An 18,255-nucleotide genomic window follows, 5' to 3' on the forward strand; every position below is an offset into this window, starting at 1 on the left:
ACACTATAATAATCTATATATCAATATATAACGATTGTTTTTGTTTGGATTGATTTGAATGCAATTTTGATAGTTTTGGCAAAATGCGGACACAACGCGGACACACAAAGTTGCGTTTATCCTAAAATTGACTTACCTTTGGGATAGGCAATTTCAAGGCTATGGCACAAACAAACTACTATCTCGGAAAAACGACCAACAGCGCAGGTGAATCGGAAATCAATTTACGGCTTTACGTGTCGCGCGATATTCGGCTGCGCATCGGCTCCGGAATCTGGCTCGACCGAAAACGCTGGGGCAAGAAGAACGACATTAACATTCCGATCATACAAGGAGAAGAACGCGAACTGCTTTTAGAGAAACGGAATAAGCTGAAAGCTCTAACCGATGTATTGGAACAAGAAATCAACACCAGCACAGATAAAACCGCGATAACCCGTGAATATCTCGAAAAGATCGTCAAAAGATTTCACAAGCCGATGAAAGCGAAACGGGAGTTTGAAAAATCTTTTTTCGATGTCATCGACACTTATCTTGCAGCACACAAGCTATCCGAGAATCGCCTGAAGAATTTCCGGGTATTAGCACGCTGCCTACACCGTTTCGAGTTATACAAGAGAAAAGACGGCAGCCGAGGATTTACACTTTCATTTGCCAATCTGACACCGGAACTGCTAAGGCAAATCGAGGACTTTCTACTGGACGAAAAGTCCGTCTTCCTGCAATATCCCGAAATATACGAGCAATATCCCTATTCGGCGAAGGTTGCAGTTAAGACGCCCAAACGGAAGCGTCCGCCCACGCTCGATGAAAAAGGCAACGAGGTACCGAAAGGGATGCCGAAATCCCGCGGGCAGAACACGGTGGCCGATATGCTGACCCGTTTTCGGGCATTTGTCCTTTGGGCTATCGACAACGGCTATACGGCCAACAATCCATTTCGGCATTTTTCAATCGGGGAGATTGTGTATGGAACGCCGATTTATATAAGCAATGAAGAGAGAACCCAACTGCTCGAAACCGACCTGTCCGATGACAAAGAGGTGGAAACCCAGCGGGATATTTTCGTATTTCAATGCCTCGTCGGTTGCCGCGTGAGCGACCTCTACAAAATGACCTACCGCAGTATCATTAACGAAGCTGTCGAGTATATACCACGCAAGACGAAAGAGGATCGCCCGATTACCGTCCGCGTTCCACTCAATGATACCGCGATGAAACTGATTGCCAAGTATCAGGATTATAGCCGTGATACCTTGTTTCCATTCAACACAGAACAGGACTACAACCGCAAAATCAAAGAGGCGTTCCGGCGTGCCGGGTTGGATCGCACCGTAACGGTACTCGACCAGCAGACCCGGCAGGAGGTTCAGCGGCCGTTATACGAGGTGGCATCTTCGCACATGGCGCGGCGTACCTTTATCGGCAATATCTACAAGAAAGTGAAAGACCCGAACCTTGTCGGGGCATTGAGTGGTCACAAAGAGGGCAGCAAGGCTTTCGCCCGCTACCGCACGATTGACGACGACATGAAAAAGGAGCTGATCGGTTTTCTCGATTAAAATACTATCTTTGTATGGGTATGGATGAGAAGAAGATAAGCAACAGTCAAATTATTCCGCTGGCGATTGTAACTGTCGTCAGCCTGATGGTTGCTACGCTTATACGCCTTATCACACTTGCCAGCGGCGCGGACAGCGGCACGGCAAATCTCGTGTTCGTGATCGTCATGGGAGCCTGCGTCGTCTTATATCTGGTAGTTTGGGCCATTGTGGGAGAATCCTTTATTCCGTGGATTATGAAGAAATTCACGAAGACAGAAACCGCTGCCCCAACAGCGGACAACACTCCGGTTTTACCGGCAACCGAAGAGCCGTCGGAACCGGCTATGCCGACCATCGCAGCGATTAAGGAAAAGGCCGAGATGCAATATGCCGCAAAGAGAGCGGAGAAACTACGCATCTTTCACGAATACACCCACATGGTCGTCGGGCCATACGTTTCCGCCGAGGGATTGGAGTTGTTGTGCGACTGCATTGCGCGATATGCCCAGGAAGAAACGCTGCCGGATGACCTTACGCCGATCCGCACCGAGAAACTATCGAATTTCGATCTGTTTCACTTCGGGTGGAATATGGCCGAGTATTTCGGTATCGGCAGAAAATACGAGGTCGTACCGTGGTTGCAGAAGGTCTTTACCAATCTGAAAGAATTGGAACCGTCTTATATCAAAGGAAAACTATACACGTCGGAAACAAAGCGATATATCATTCCGAACACGAATAATATACCCGCATATCTGGCAGGATTGAAAGGCTAAAAGCCCTATTTTAGAGATAAACGAGGGATTTTAGGGAGATTCAAAGTGATTTTGGACTCCCTGAAATCCCTCATTTTCTTTGCCCCTGTTCCAATCGGATGGAACAAAACGAATCTATGTATAACCTTAAAAATTCGATTATGAGTTTTAGAGAATTATTGGAATCCGGGGTGAATGTCAGCGTTACAGTCAAGTTGGACGATTTACGCACAATCTTCAAAGAGGCGGCAGGCGGATTACGCCTCGCGCCTGATGAGCCGCCGGCCGAAGAGTTCCTCTCGCGCAAAGAGGTGTTGGCCGTTCTTAAAATCGACTCTTCCACGCTTTGGTGCTGGGAGAAAACCGGGTACATCAAATCGTGTCCGTTCGGCGGTCGCAAACGTTACCGGCGCGAGGAGGTCGAGGCGATCCGCACAGGCAGAAAAGGGGGACGCGATGGGCGCTAACAAAGAAAAAGGGGCAATTCCGTTTCTGCGTGTCGGCACGTCCATTCTCAAACGGGTGCGGATGCCGTTGAGCAACGAACGGAGTATCGAAACACTGATTCCGTGGAACGTGGAAACCTTGCGGCAGGACTACGGCAAAGACTACATCGCCAAGATCCCGAAGTACGACGGATTCTGCACCGTGCCCAGCCACACCAATTACCGCCGGGAAATACACGGCTTTCTGAACCGTTACGAACCGATCACAACCGCGCCCGTCGAGGGAGCATTTCCGCACGTCAGGGAATTTCTCGCACACATCTTCGGAGAGCAAATCGAGTTGGGCTACGACTACCTGCAACTGCTTTACCTGCGGCCGCAGCAACGGCTACCGATCCTGCTGTTGGTGTCCCAGGAGCGCAACACGGGAAAGACCACCTTTCTGAATTTCCTGAAGCTGATCTTCGAGGGCAACGTGACATTCAACACCAACGAGGATTTCCGGTCGCAGTTCAACGACGACTGGACGGGAAAATTATTAGTCTGCGTGGACGAGGTGCTATTAAACCGCCGAGAAGATTCCGAGCGGATCAAAAACCTCTCGACTGCCCGCAGCTACAAGGCCGAGGCAAAAGGCAAGGATCGACGCGAGGTGGAGTTTTTCGGAAAGTTCGTGCTTTGCTCCAACAACGAGCGCAACCCCGTACTGATCGAGTCGGGCGAAACCCGCTATTGGGTGCGGCGCATACCTCCGCTGACGCGGGACAATCAAAACCTGCTCTCTGATATGCAGCGTGAGCTGCCGGGATTTCTGTTCTTCTTATTCCACCGCGAACTATCTACCCGTGAGGAAAGCCGAATGTGGTTTGCGCCCCGCTTGCTGGCAACTGAAGCGCTGCGCCGGATCATCCACTACAACCGCAGCAAGGCCGAAGCGGAGATAATTGCCATTATCCGCGACGTTATGGATGCCGAGGGGCTGGAGCAATACCGTTTCGACGTGAGCGATATGGTTAATATGCTGGAGATACGCGGTATTCGTTCGGATCATCCGGCTGTTAGGCGGATTCTCGCGGAGAATTGGCGGTTGCTGCCAGCCCCACCGACCTACTACACCCGCTATGCCATTACCTACAACGGTGAAATAATAAGGCAGAACAGCAAAACAGCGCGGGTCTACACCGTCACGCGGGAGGTTCTCAATGAATTGCTTGCCGTAAGGTTGTAAGGTCTACTGATATATTCTATTTATATCTAAATACTTACACCTCTTACAAACTCTCTAACAAAGTCCTACAATCGCTTACGTCCCAACAACAGCAAACGGTCGTAAGAGATAAGTAAGACCGTAACTTTTTATTTCACTGTATTTTATACGATTTTCTCAACAAACCGACAATTTTATGGACGACATACAGCAACTCAAACGCCTCTCGATCCGCGACTATCTGTCGAGGCGGGGCATCCGGCCAGCACGGGAGAACGCCCGCTGCGGCTTCTATCTTTCACCGCTTCGCGCGGAGCATACACCCAGCTTCAAAGTGGACTATGTGTTAAACCTCTGGCACGACTTCGGAACGGGCAAAGGCGGCTCGATCATCGACCTGGTAATGGGACTGGAGAACTGCGACAAATCGCAGGCGATTCGGTCACTGGGTAGCGATGAAATAAAACCGATAGCCTCCGTTATCCCGGTTCCGGTCGCTCCGCCCGTTCCTGCACTCCGCATCCTCACCGATGCGCCGCTTTGTCATCCGGCACTTGTCGGCTACCTGCAAAGCCGGGGCATCGACCCGGAAACTGCATCGGCTTTCTGCCGCGAGGTACGCTATGCCGTCGGCAACCGGGAGTATTTCGCCATCGGCTTTCGCAACAACGCCGGAGGGTGGGAGCTACGCTCGGAGTATTTCAAAGGAGGCAGTAGCCCGAAGCACATCACGACCATTGACAACCATGCCGACACCTGCATCGCGTTCGAGGGGTTTATGGATTTCCTTTCCTATCTCACGCTGAAGAAGCCCGAACCGTTACGGATCGACGCGGCAGTCCTGAACTCGGTCGTAAACCTACTGAAAGCTATTCCGTTCCTGCAACGGCATCGGACGGTGCATACTTTCTTCGACAACGACGAGACAGGGCGCAAGGCAACGGCCGACGTTATCCGTCTTTGTCCCGACAGCGAGGTTGTCGATCAATCGGATTGCTATCGGGAATACAAGGATTTGAACGACTATTTGCAGGCAAAATCGCACCGGACACAAACCCAACGGTTGCCGGCGAGCGTTGCCCCCGAACGCAAACGGGGAGTAAAGTTATAAGGATAGGGCAAGTTTGTGTTTTTGTCAGCCAAAAACCGCTGCCGTTACCGTTGGTCGGCAGTCGATCCCGCTGGTCTGAATACTCGAATTATTATCCTTTTCACCTAAAACTACAAATGATGAAAACCACAGAAAAAACATATAACAAGCAAGGCGGACGCCCTGTTATGAACAAAGCACAACGGCAGGAATATCGCCTCACCATCCGTTACAATACGGCGCTGCATTTCCAGCTCAAAGCCCTGATCCGGGAATCGGGACAGCGACCTGTCGAGGTCGTGCGGCAACTCATCGCCTATGGGTGAGTGAAGGAGCGGGTAAGGAAAGAACACCGCCCGGTATTCGATCTGTTAAAAGGGCTATCCGGCAACCTGAATCAACTGACCAAGCTGGCACACGCCAAAGGGATCGAACGGCTGGAGAGTCAAATTACGTCGGTACTGCAAGAAGTACGGCGGTTACTGAAACATTTGCGTGATGATCGGTAAGGTAATATCGGCCTCGTCCTTTGCAGCGACGGTAGGCTATGTGATGAAAGAGGATTCCCGGATACTGAAAGCCGAAGGCATTATGCCCCCGGATGCAAAACGCATGGCTGAGGATTTCAAAGACCAAGCCCTGCTCAATCCCCGGCTGAAAAATACCGTCGGGCATATCTCCTTGTCTTTTTCACCGAAAGATGCCGGGCGGATGACGGATGCCCTGATGACACAAATTGCGGAAGAGTATATTCAGCAAATGGGCATTACCGATACGCAACATCTGCTCGTCCGCCACCTCGATCAACAACATCCGCATTGTCATCTGGTCTATAACCGGGTAGGAAATAACGGGCAGACCATTTCGGATAAGAATATCAAAATCCGGAACGCGAAAGTTTGCCGGGCGTTGACTGCGAAATATGGGCTTTATATCGCCCCGAACAAAGATGAGGTACGCAGGGAACGGCTGCGCGAGCCCGACAAAACAAAATACGAGATCTACGACGCCATCAAAGGCTGTCTTCCCAAATGCAAAAGTTGGAACGACCTGGAGAAACGGCTGCGGGAACAAGGTATCGGCATCCGTTACAAGTATTGCGGATCGACCGACCGGAAACAAGGCGTACTGTTCAGCAAGAACGGCTTCGAATTTTCCGGCTCGAAGATCGACAAGACATTCAGTTTTTCGAAACTCGACCGCCGCTTTTCGCAAATACAACAGCGAGAAAAGCTCGTAGGGAATCTATCCACTGCGGCCAGAAACCACCGATCCGCATTCATGGGGCTGTTCGGCAACACTGGAGGAGAGAGCAGAGGGACGGAAAACCCCTATTCGCTAAACTTCGGCGGGAACGTCGGAACCGTGCCGCTTGCCCCGACCGACTCACCCATCGGCGTATCGGCGGCACAAATGCAACGCAAGGAGGGTGAAAGCCCCGAAGCGTATATCGCCCGTATTACGGCCCTGCTCAGCGCCGCAGCCGAAGCAATGGCCATAGCCGCAATGGAACACAAGCAAAGATTGCGCGAACAGAAAACCCATAAACCCAAATTCAGGCTTTAAAACGCACTACCAGAATGAAAGAAAATATCAATAGTATTTCGTACGAGATGTACGAAGAATTGAAAGAAACAATTATCAAAACTATCAAAAACGAGATTTCAGCCACCGGAAAGCCCAGCGACAATAGGGAGCTATTACATAAAATCGACAAAACAGTAGCAGCAGCAGACCGCACGGCCGATCAGGTTGCGACTCTAACCAACCGTTTCGGGCAGCTGAATTTCCGGCCCGTCATCCAAACGCCGCCGCCCGATCTATCAAAACTAAAACCGCTCTTCGAGCATATCTGTTCGCAGCAAACACAACTCCAGGAGAAACAGCAGCAAACGTCAAGCGAACTATCCGGCCTCAAGGAATACGTGATGAAATTAAAAACCGAGGTCGACACCTCGGAATTTGAAAAACTCTCCCGGCGCACGATCTGCGAAATGCAAAATCAGATATATTATCTCAAACAGCCGCCTATCGTGTTAAAAGTTATTACTGGGCTTACAATCATTACACTCGCAACAACACTCTATGCCGGGTATTTATTCCGCGACAGGAAGGAATGGCGGGAAGAAGCGACTTTCTGGTATAGACAAAGCGACCAATATAAAGCAAGACAAGCTGTTATGAAACCTCCGAAAAAACAATAAACGTCGTGTAAATTATAAAAACAACTATTTTTCACCTTCTGTTATTGCAATAACAAGAAAAACGTCTATCTTTGCACCCGTTATGGTTCCTGTTCGGGTCACCGAGCGGGATGAAAAGGGAATCCGGTGTAAATCCGGAACAGTACTCGCTGCTGTAAGTCCCCTCCTTCGGGAGAGTAAGTTTATCACACTCTTTGCCACTGGTGATTATCACTGGGAAGGCGTGATGAACGGGACGAGTCAGAAGACCTGCCTTAACGATGATTTACACCCGCGGGTTTCGGGTCGGAGTCACATGAGGTAGTTTTCCGCGCACTATTTTCTGTCGATTTCTGTATTCCTGTCCGCCGTGTATTTCTGTAACCGGAAAAACGACAGGAAAGCATGACACATGAGTTTATCGAGTATGTAAGGGGGGGGGCTGATCCAGCCCTTGAATTTACATCGAAAGACCTTATTCATTCAAGCGTTCGCCAACGGAATAAATTCGTTGGGGAACGCTTTTTTATTGTGCAGAAATATTAACTCAAAATAATAGAACATGAAAAAACTTTTTACATTATTGGCACTCGCAACCTGCTTTGCGGCAGTCAGCTGGAGTTGCTCGGACGATTACGACGACTCGGAACTCCGAAAGGAGATCGAAAAAATCAAAGAGGAACTGGCACAGATCAAATCGCAGATCAGTTCGTTGCAGACCATCATCAATGCGGTAGACACCGATAAGTTCATTACGAACATCGTCAAAACCGATGACGGGTACACCATCACGTTCAGCGGCGGTGAGACCATCACGGTCAACAACGGCAAGAACGGTACGAATGCCCCGGTTGTCGGCATCGATCTTTTCGAAGGCGTATATTACTGGACCTTAGGCGGTAAAGGAAACTGGATCACGGACGGCTCGGGCAACAAGATCCCTGTCGCCGGAAAAGACGGAGCGTCGCCGAAACTGGATGTCGATGCGGAAGGCTACTGGACCGTCGGCGGGACACGTATCACGGGAACCGACGGCAAACCCGTAAAAGCGACCGGCGCAGACGGGGATTCATTCTTCAAGAATGTCCAGGAGACCGACGACGAAGTGATCTTCACGTTGAACGACGACACCGAAATCCGTATTCCCAAAGCCAAAGAGATCAATTTCGTGATCGAGAAAACGGCGCTCGTCCTGGAATACGGCACGAGCAAGGCGCTTGCCGTAACTCAGCACGGCGTATTGAATTATTCGATCGCAAAGCCCGACGGATGGCGCGCAACGCTCGACGGCGACGTACTGACGATCACGGCACCGGTAGCGGAAAACACTTATGCCGAACGCGAAGGTAAGGTATCGGTCGTTGCCGTAGGCGCTACAGCAACCGTTATCGCCGTAGTCGAAGTAACGGCTACCGATGCCATACTCGAAGATTCCGGTGCAGGCGACAGCAACTGGGAAGAGTGGTAGAATAAGGTCGAACGGAAAACAACAGTAATAAATGAGAACACACTATTTATACAGCATAGCCCTGTTCGCCGCTCTCGCAGCAACAGGATGCTCCAAAGATTCGGGTATCGAGAACGACATCAAACCGGTCGTTCCGGATTCGGGACAACAGGTCGTACTGACCGGCGTATCGAACGCCGCCACGACACGCACGGGACTCGGCGATGCCGACGGAAATTCGATCCCGTTCCTGTGGGGCGAGGGCGATTATATCTGGGTGAACGATACGAAAAGCGACGCCGCGCAGGAAGCGGGCCGTACGGCGACGTTCACGTTCGGGTCGCTCTCGGGATTGGCTCCCTACGAGGTGTATTACAACCGAACGGGAACAACTCCGGCAACGGCATCGATCCCTGCCGAACAGACACAGGCTGCGGCCGGGGTCGTGGACCTGGGCGCGAACGGCGATTTCGGATATGCCCGAACCGATACCGAGGGCGTCTTTTCGCTGAACCACTACACATCGTATATCTGGTTCAACGCCTATTCCGCCGATGTGACCTCGAAACTCGTCTCGATCACGGTCAGCACAAGCGACGGCAGTGCGATCGCGGGCGAAGCGGCCTTCGACGGCGAAAAACTCGGAGCCTGCAACGGCTCGTCGACTATTACACTTTCCTTCGGCGAAGCAGGCGTCAGCCTTCCGACCCAAGGCAGCGACCAGCAGGTATTTGCCGCGATGGTCGTCTATCCGGCGGATTTGTCGGAAACTGTTATTTCGGTGATCTACACTTTTGCCGACGGAAGTCGTTACCTGACGAGTAAGGCCGGCAAAGAGCTGACAGCCGGTTCGACACTACGCCTGACCAATGCCATTGCCGCCGCCGACTGCGTCAGCGAAGGCGTGCATTACTTCACGCCGGAAGGGTGGAGCAGTGAACTTCCGGCATCGTTCAAGTCGGTAAAAGCTATAACATTGGGCGATGCTACGCTCACGAAAGAGGATATCCGGGCAATTTCTAACAAGATGTCGGGCAACGCCATCGTCGATCTGGACGATACCGAATTCGCTACCACGGAGTTCCCGGACATATTCAGCCGCAATTCATCCCTGCAGGATATCGTACTGCCCCGTAATATCCAGACCCTCGCAAGCAGCGGGTCCTATTCCTCGGCTTTCTATAACTGCTCGGGACTGAAAAAAATCGGGCTTCCCGAAGGCATGACAGCCCTTGTGGAAAACGCATTCTATGGATGCACGAAACTGGAGCAGATCCATATTCCGTCGACCGTCACGGAGATCGGCCGCAGTATTTTCTATAACTGCAAAGCGCTGACCGCCGTCGCACTGCCCGAAGGAGTGGCAGAGATTCCGCAATACGCATTCTACGGATGCTCCGCGCTCGCCTCGGTCGAAATTCCCTCGACTGTAACGACGATTATAGGCTATTCGTTCCAGAATTGTACAGTGCTGAAGGACATCACACTCCCGAAAGGGCTTACAACGCTTGGACCCAACGCCTTCAACGGCTGCAAAGCACTCGAGGAAGTGGTTATCCCGGCCGGAATAACCGAAATCGACGACAAGACATTCTATCAATGCAGCAACCTGACCTCGGTTACACTGCCGGAAGGGCTGAAAACACTGGGCGACGACGTATTCTACCAATGCGCGCTGCTGCAGGACGTGACGCTGCCCGCATCGCTCGAAACGATCGGGGCACGTACGTTCGGCGGATGCAACTCGTTCACCAAAGTCGCGATCAACATCGAGGAGGTACACGAATACGCATATTGGGACTGCAGGGGCCTGACCTCCATCGAACTGGGCGACAAGGTGAAATCCATCGGTCGTAACGCCTTCATTTCGAACGGCGGAAACAAGGTCGCTTCGATCACCAGCCATGCCGTTACGCCGCCGGTACTCAGCGCCAATGCTTTCGGCAGCGTGGGCGGAACCGTCGAAGGTAAAAAATACGTTTACATCCCCGCCGCATCGTTCGACGCCTACGAAAAGGCGTGGGCGGAACTTTCCGGGACGAACGGCTATATTTTCGAGGACATCAGCAACCAGGAGCTGACCGACGGCGTCTGGTATCGCGCATCGCGCGAGGAGGAGTGGACGACCTCGATGCCGCAGTCGTTCCAGGCCCTTTATGTTCGGACCATCGGTGACAATGCAACGATCTCTTCGGAGGCACTCGCCACGATTGTATCGAAAGTGTCGGCACAACAGGCTCCCGTGACGCTCGACCTGCGTTCGGCTAAATACGCCGCCGCAGAATTTCCGGCTGTATTCGCCGGAAACGACAAACTCGGCGTTATCAAATTCTTCGACAATACGACCGCCGTGGCGGCCGGAGCGTTCAAAGGCTGTACGGCCTTGACCGAGGCCGTCATTCCGGCCGGAGTGGCGGAAATCGGCGCTGAAACATTCGAAAGTTGTGCGGCGCTGGCGGCGATAAATATGCCGTCGGGCGTAAAGACCATCGGTGACAAAGCGTTCAACGGCTGTACGGCCCTGGCCGACATTTCGCTCGGCAGCGTGAAAACCATCGGCGACGAAGCCTTTGCCGCCAGCGGTCTTACGAAAGCATCCGTTTCGGCGACTGCGATCGGAGAGCGGGTATTCGCCGACTGTACGTCTATGACCTCTGTATCCCTCAGCGGCATGACCTCCATACCCGCAGGGTTATTCTCCGGATGCGTGAAGCTGGCAGGCATAACCGTTCCGAACTCGGTTACGGAGATCGGCGCCAACGCATTCGACGGCTGTTCCATGCTGGCATCGGTATCGCTGGGCAGCGGCGTGGAAACCGTCGGCGCATCGGCCTTCGCCGACTGCGCCCTTACGTCGCTCGTCCTGCCCGACCAACTGACCACGCTGGGAGACGGCGCATTCAAGAACAATCCGGCCATCGCCAAGATCACGTTCGGTGCGGGCATCACCGCCATCGGCGACAACGCCTTTGCCGGCAACGCAACGGTCGAACGGCTGACCGTTCCCAAGACCATCACGCAAATCGGCGTCGGTTCGTTCGCAGACTGGTCGAAACTCACCACCCTGACCATCGTGGGCAATGCGCTCACCACAATCGGGTCGAAAGCCTTTGCAAACGCGGTGCTGCTGGCCGACATCTATGCCGAACCGACAACGGTTCCGGCCATCGTGTCCGACAGTTTCTCCGGCGCAGGCACATCGGTGCAGGGCAGCAAGACCGTGCATGTTCCCGACGTTAGCGCATACAACAGCTGGACTTCGGTATGCAGCGGCTACACATTCGAAGCGCTCGGCGACGACTACCTGAGCGAAGGCGTTTATTACCGCGCATCGGCATCGGACTCGTGGAGTACGGATGTGCCCGCATCGTTCGCTTCGCTCTTCGTGAAGACGGCGGGCGACAATACGCTGATGACGTCGGCCCAGGCAACTGCCGTAGCGGCCGCTGTCAAAGGCCTCTCGGCCCCGGCTACCGTAGATATGAGCGAGGCGGTTTACGAAAGCGCAACGTTCCCGGCCGTATTCAACGGAAATGTGAATCTGACCGCCATCGTACTGCCCGCGAACGTTACGGCCGTCGCCAACAACGCCTTCAGGGGAACCGGGTTTACATCAGTTCGCATCTTGGCGAACATCACCTACGGAACGAGCGCCTTCAACAGCTGTGCGTCGCTGGCTTCGGTGACCTTCGACGAAGGAGTACAGGCCATCGCCGGCTCGATGTTCACGGGATGCCCGCTTACCTCGGTCACGATACCCGCCTCGGTAACTTCAATCGGCGGCAATGCTTTCCAAAACTGCAAATCGCTGACCTCGGTAACGCTCGGAACGGGTGTCAAGACCATCGGAGGCTATGCCTTCGGAGGCTGCGCGATGCTGACCGAAATGATCTTCCCCGACGCCACAGAAACGATCGAGCAGAACGCTTTCGCCGACTGTGTGAAACTGGCCAAAGTATCTTTCGGCAAAGGCATGAGCGCGATCAAGGCTTACAGCTTCACGGGTTACGGGACGGGCGGCTGTCCGCTGCTGGGCGACATTACGTGTCGCTCGACGACGCCCCCGACCCTGCAGGACGATTACGGAACGATCGCTTTCGGCGGTTCGTGGAACGTAATCGCCGGTAAGGACGCCGCGACGCGTGTGGTGCATCTGCCCAAGTCGGACGACCCGAACAACGGCGGTCCCGGAGCTTACGAGGATTCCTCCTGGAACAAGCTGGCTACGGCTGCATTCAACAATTTCCAATTCGTTTACGACGTGGAATAGGTTGTCAAACAATCGATACGGACAAAACGTCAGGACCCTGAAACGGTCCTGGCGTTTCCCCGTATTACAAACAAATTCGCTATGAAACGTTTTTTACCGCTATTTTGCGGCCTATTGCTGGCAGGGTGTTCATCGGGAATCGAAGAGTACACCGGTGCGATCGCGACCGGAAGCCGGACGACCCTGATCGGAACATCCGGTGCCACGACCCGCACGCAGTTCGTCCCCGCAGACGGCGCCGACATTCATTTCCGGTGGAGCCCCGGCGACTATATCTGGGCCGGCGGCATCAAGAGTACTGAAACTTCGGATGCCGGAACCACCGCGGAATTCGGATTCACGACGCTTCCCGACGCGCCGTATCCGGTTTACTACAACCTGACCGGAGAAGGCGCCAATGCCGTAATTCCGGAAAATCAAAAGCAAACCGCGGCTTATGAACTCAGTTTGGGTGGAAACGGCGATTTCGGTTATGCGACGGTCGAGGCAGAGGGCCGGTTTACGCTCGGCCACGCCACCTCCTTTATCTGGTTCAATCCCTGGTCGACGGATGTCACCGAGAAATTGATCTCCGTAACCCTGACCGCAACCGACGGAACGCTGCTGGCCGGAACGGCGACATTTACCGGACAGACGCTCGATAATTTCGCAGGCGGCAACTCCGTAACCCTCTCTTTCGACACGGACGGCGTTGCGCTCCCTGCGGCAAGCGACGATTCGCGGGTGTTTGCTGCCGCCGTGATTTTTCCGGCAGACTGTTCAGCAGCGGAGGTTTACGTCACCTATCGTTTTGCCGACGGCAGCATCTATGCCGAAACCAAACCAGGCAAAGCCTTCACGGCGAGCAAGGTACACCGGCTGACCACGGAGATCACCAAACGCAACGGCGGCACGCTCCGGGTGGAAACAGGCACGGCGGGAAAAGCCGCAACCGAACCGCTTTGCATGAAATACGGCGAAAAGCTGGAGTATCCGCTGACGGCGGAAGGCTGGATATCCGAAGTGAAGACGGTTTCGGCCCCGGCCGGATGGAATGTCGACTTGGGTATCGAACGCCGCAAACTCACGATCGCCCCGCCCGCCGAATATACGACGGGCATGGAGCTGGAGAACACGGCCGCATTCGAGGCGGACGGCGCCACGGTCTACGAACAGCCGATTTATGTGCTCGACTTCACGCATCCCGAAGGGTCTTTCGTGCTGATGGAGGGAAATATGACCTCCGAAAACGGCACGCTGCTCTATTTCGACCAGCATATGCGCTATCATCAGCATTTTTACGAGGATGCAAACCAAAGCGAAATCGGCAACGTCGTGCAGGATATGTATATGGCCAATGACCGGGTCTACCTGATCACGCAGAACGGCGCCAAAGGCTACGAAGGATCGGCTTACGGTGGTGACGGACGGTTCGTGATTTGCGACGCCCATACGATGAAACGGCTCGTGAAAAAGAATTTTCCCTTCTACGATGCCTACGGACACAGCAGTTCGGAGTGCTGGCCCCAGCATATCGTGGTGGTCAGCCCTACGAAGGCCTACATCCAGTATTCGATCCCAATGGAGACCTATTCGGGAATCCGGGTCGTAAACCTGACGAACAATACCATTTCGCAAACCGACATCGAAGGCAGTTACGGCCTGTTCACCAAAACCGGGGCCACCAAAGCACGCATGGTCGTTTCACGGGGTAAGGTCTATGCCGGCCGCGGCAACTCGGTGATCGTCATCGATCCCCAAACCGATGCCGTCATCGCAACTCACACCTACGAAAACCGGCAGGTAAAAGACCTCGCCAAGGCCGCCGACGGAAACATCTATGCTGTTTTCACCGGAGAATTCGACGGCAATTCTGGTATGACGGGCAGCGCCGCGTTCACAACCCCGGCCAAGGTCGTAATAATAGGTCCCGACGGTGCAGTCACAGGCGAACTGGACCTGCCCGAGATCATAAAACTCCGCACCGGCACGGCATCGCCGACCATCCAGATGTGCGCGAGCTTCACGCAGCCTTATCTCTATTTTATCGGAACAGAGGCATTCAGCGAGACCAAAGCCATGCGCTACAACTACCAGACGGGGCGCGTGAACTGGGATTACATCACGCCGGAATTGGACACCGACCGTTCGGGCGGCGACATCATCTACGGCTACATGGGCGTGCATCCGACCACCGAACAACTCTGGGTAGGTAAATCGACCTACACGCAGAGCGCTATCCATGTCTACGACGTGTCGCTCAACACAGCCCAGGAGGTCGATAGCTTCTACCAGAAAAAGGCCAGTCCGGCAGGCGTCGATTTCGCCTACCGGTTCTCGGAAGAATGGATCAATAAATAAGTCGTGAAATGTTCGAAAAAACATTGGTGAAGTTCGCTGCCGTATTGATGCTGCTCTTGGCAGGCGTGTCGTGCATGGACGGCTACGGTCCGTTGGACATGGTGGATTTCGACATGAGCATCGACGGCGAAGACGGCGAAGTGACCGGCAAGGGACTGTTCATCACCAACGAGGGGAATTTCATGTATGGAAACGCCTCGCTGTCTTACTACGACCCGGTGAACAAACGCGTCGAGAACGAAATATTCGCCCGGGCGAACGGTATGCTGTTGGGCGATGTCGCGCAGTCGATGATCATCCGCGACGGCATCGGCTGGGTCGTCGTGAACAATTCGGGCGTTATCTTCGCCATCGACATCAACACATTCAAGGAGGTGGGCCGTATAACCGGCTTCACATCGCCCCGCTACATCCATTTTCTGAGCGACGAGAAAGCCTATGTGACGCAAATCTGGGACCCGCGCATCTACATCGTCAATCCCAAAGAATACCGGATCACGGGGTATATCGAAACGGACATGACCTTCGAAACCGGGTCCACGGAGCAGATGGTGCAGTACGGCAAGTACGTCTTCACGAACTGCTGGTCCTACCAGAACCGAATACTGGTGATCGACACCGAGACGGATCAGGTCTGCGACCAGATCACCGTCGGCATCCAACCCACGTCGCTGGTCATGGACAAGTACAATAAGATATGGACCGTAACCGACGGTGGTTACGAGGGAAGCCCCTACGGACATGAAGCCCCGTCGCTCTACTGCATCGACGCGGAGACGCGCAAAATCGAGAAGCAGTTCAAATTCAAATTCGGCGACTGGCCCTCCGAAGTGCAGCTCAACGGCACACGCGACACGCTCTACTTCATCAACAAGGCCGTCTGGCAGCTACCCGTCACGGCGGAACGCTTTCCGGTCAAACCGTTCCTGAAATACAACAGAACCCTTTATTACGGATTGACCGTCAACCCGGTCAATTCGGATGTTTACATTGCAGACGCCATCGATTACGTCCAGCCGGGGATCGTCTACCGTTACTCGGCCGAAGGGGAGCTGCTCGACTCGTTCCGGGTCGGCATCATTCCGGGAGCGTTTTGCTGGCGCTGACAAAAACGATTGATATGAAAAAAATCCTGTTTCCCGTTTTGCTGGCAGCGATCATGGCATCCGGGTGCAACAAAGACGAGGTCGTTACGCAAACAAAGCCGATGCCCCCGCAGATCACGCTCGGCTCCGACCCGGACGAATATGGAATTTATACGACGAAAGTAGGGCGAAAACTGACCATCGCCCCGAGTTACCGGTATGTGGAGAATGCCGTATACTCCTGGCGGCTCCAGGCTACCGGCCGGATCATTTCGACCCAGCCGACCCTGGAATACACGTTCGACAGCCTCAATGAAGAGGACGAAGCGGGCTATTACCTCACGCTCGAGGTCACCAACCGCAACGGCACATCGACCGAAGAGTTACTCGTCGAGGTATTGGAACTGACGCCTCCGACGATCCGGATCGACGAGCAGGTCGAGGTCGTCCGCAAACGCGAATACGAATTCACGCCCGACGTCCGGGCCAAGGAGGTATCCGAGTTCGAATGGACCCTGCGCGCCGAAGGGGAAACAAAGGCGCGGGTCGTGGGTACGGAACCCACATACCTGTTCTGCGAAGAGAAACTGGGACACTACGAGCTGACGCTCTCGACAAAAAACGAAGACGGTTCCGACCGGAAAACAGTCGATATCGAGGTCGTAAACGCCCTTGCAATTTCGGCAACGGTCGCACCCATCGGCAACATATATGACGGAACAAAGCGCACAGTGGCCCTCGGCAGGACGCTTACGCTCCGGCCTTACATCTGGAATGCGAACCAGCCGACCTGCTCCTGGACGATCGACGGACAAGAAGTGGGAACCGACCTCATGTATACCTACACGCCGACGGAAGAGGGTACAAAAACGATCGTATTCACCGTTTCGGACCTCTCCGACGAGCCGGAAGCCAAGATCGGCCGTTATGCCGCCGGCACGGGCCGCCAGCAGGCGACGCTGGAATTTACGGTCGAGTGCCATCCGGAAGAGGGGACCTACAAACGTTCGGCGACGGCTTCGAGCAGCGTGAACTGGACGAAGGTGTTCGAATATACGCCGGCTCCCGGACAGTTCATCAACGAACTTGCTACGGGCGGATTCACGGGCGACGAAACGACACCCGAAGCCGCCGTGGCCTATGCCGAGTCGCGCCTGGAAAGGGGCATCTGGGTATCGCTGGGCGGCTGGGGCGGCTACATCGTCGTAGGCTTCGACCACAGCATCGAAAACTCCGAAGAGGGTTATCGCGAGGGTCACAACTTCTCGATCCTGGGCAACCAGTTCAAAGGGTCGTCCGAACCCGGCATCGTCTGGGTGATGCAGGACACCAACGGCAACAGGCTGCCTGACGACGAATGGTACGAACTCAAAGGCTCGGAATACGGCAAGGAAGAGACCATCCAGGATTACGCCGTGACCTATTACCGGCCGACCTATCCGGGTGCGGACGTCCAATGGAAGGACAACCGCGGAGCCAAAGGCTGCATCGACTACCTGGAGCAGTTCCACACGCAGTCGTACTACTATCCCAACTGGATCGATGCCGACAGCTACGTGCTTTACGGTCCCTGCCTCAAGAGCCGGACCTACGACCAGTCGGGCAACGGCTCCTACTGGGTCAACGACTCCTACGACTGGGGCTATGCCGACAATTTCGGCGACGACCGACTCTCGAACGATGAAAACGCCGGAGCCGGGGCCTGCAAAACCTATTTCAAGATATCGAACGCCGTGAAAGCAGACGGTACACCCGCAGAACTGGAATACATCGACTTCATCAAGGTCCAGACCGGGGTGAACGTCAAGGCCGGATGGCTGGGCGAGAACTCGACCGAGGTATTCGGGTTTACGGATGAAAACATCAATCAGGGCAAGAAATGACACCT

At 54.0% G+C, this 18,255-nt stretch carries 14 protein-coding genes and 1 riboswitch; all 14 genes read left to right on the forward strand.

What is annotated here, in order from left to right; translation table 11 throughout:
• The first annotated feature begins 161 nt into the window (after positions 1 to 161).
• Positions 162 to 1,562, forward strand: coding sequence for a site-specific integrase (locus QZT71_RS03635; RefSeq protein ID WP_295912560.1), 1,401 nt, complete (start codon positions 162 to 164; stop codon positions 1,560 to 1,562).
• Between the two features lie 14 nt (positions 1,563 to 1,576).
• Entirely contained in the window at positions 1,577 to 2,320 is a 744-nt protein-coding gene (locus tag QZT71_RS03640; protein WP_295912563.1) for a magnesium transporter, read from the forward strand.
• Between the two features lie 140 nt (positions 2,321 to 2,460).
• Positions 2,461 to 2,766: a DNA-binding protein gene (locus QZT71_RS03645; protein ID WP_295912565.1), complete on the forward strand. Its 306-nt coding sequence runs from the start codon at positions 2,461 to 2,463 to the stop codon at positions 2,764 to 2,766.
• Complete coding sequence (locus QZT71_RS03650; RefSeq protein WP_295912570.1) at positions 2,756 to 3,973, forward strand: primase-helicase family protein; 1,218 nt, start codon at positions 2,756 to 2,758, stop codon at positions 3,971 to 3,973. The genes QZT71_RS03645 and QZT71_RS03650 overlap by 11 nt, the downstream gene beginning before the upstream one ends.
• A gap of 175 nt (positions 3,974 to 4,148) precedes the next feature.
• Positions 4,149 to 5,063, forward strand: a complete 915-nt coding sequence (locus QZT71_RS03655) for a toprim domain-containing protein (protein ID WP_295912574.1) — start codon at positions 4,149 to 4,151, stop codon at positions 5,061 to 5,063.
• A gap of 119 nt (positions 5,064 to 5,182) precedes the next feature.
• On the forward strand, positions 5,183 to 5,368 hold the full coding sequence (locus QZT71_RS03660; RefSeq protein ID WP_295912575.1) for a hypothetical protein: 186 nt from the start codon (positions 5,183 to 5,185) through the stop codon (positions 5,366 to 5,368).
• On the forward strand, positions 5,369 to 5,551 hold the full coding sequence (gene mobC, locus QZT71_RS12500; RefSeq protein ID WP_363150284.1) for a plasmid mobilization relaxosome protein MobC: 183 nt from the start codon (positions 5,369 to 5,371) through the stop codon (positions 5,549 to 5,551).
• Positions 5,541 to 6,608, forward strand: coding sequence for a relaxase/mobilization nuclease domain-containing protein (locus tag QZT71_RS03665; protein ID WP_295912578.1), 1,068 nt, complete (start codon positions 5,541 to 5,543; stop codon positions 6,606 to 6,608). The genes mobC and QZT71_RS03665 overlap by 11 nt, the downstream gene beginning before the upstream one ends.
• Before the next feature lie 14 nt (positions 6,609 to 6,622).
• On the forward strand, positions 6,623 to 7,246 hold the full coding sequence (locus QZT71_RS03670; protein WP_295912581.1) for a hypothetical protein: 624 nt from the start codon (positions 6,623 to 6,625) through the stop codon (positions 7,244 to 7,246).
• A gap of 66 nt (positions 7,247 to 7,312) precedes the next feature.
• Positions 7,313 to 7,518: riboswitch (cobalamin riboswitch) on the forward strand.
• Positions 7,519 to 7,787: 269 nt separating this feature from the next.
• Positions 7,788 to 8,693: a PL29 family lyase N-terminal domain-containing protein gene (locus tag QZT71_RS03675; RefSeq protein WP_295912583.1), complete on the forward strand. Its 906-nt coding sequence runs from the start codon at positions 7,788 to 7,790 to the stop codon at positions 8,691 to 8,693.
• Between the two features lie 31 nt (positions 8,694 to 8,724).
• Positions 8,725 to 12,942, forward strand: a complete 4,218-nt coding sequence (locus tag QZT71_RS03680; protein WP_295912586.1) for a leucine-rich repeat domain-containing protein — start codon at positions 8,725 to 8,727, stop codon at positions 12,940 to 12,942.
• Between the two features lie 81 nt (positions 12,943 to 13,023).
• A complete protein-coding gene (locus QZT71_RS03685) occupies positions 13,024 to 15,282 on the forward strand; it encodes a DUF5074 domain-containing protein (RefSeq protein WP_295912589.1) in 2,259 nt (752 codons plus the stop codon).
• 74 nt (positions 15,283 to 15,356) lie between these two features.
• Entirely contained in the window at positions 15,357 to 16,388 is a 1,032-nt protein-coding gene (locus QZT71_RS03690) for a YncE family protein (RefSeq protein WP_295912782.1), read from the forward strand.
• 14 nt (positions 16,389 to 16,402) lie between these two features.
• A complete protein-coding gene (locus tag QZT71_RS03695) occupies positions 16,403 to 18,250 on the forward strand; it encodes a PKD-like domain-containing protein (protein WP_295912590.1) in 1,848 nt (615 codons plus the stop codon).
• Positions 18,251 to 18,255 lie beyond the last annotated feature (5 nt).

It is taken from the genome of uncultured Alistipes sp., assembly GCF_902388705.1.
GTDB lineage: Bacteria > Bacteroidota > Bacteroidia > Bacteroidales > Rikenellaceae > Alistipes.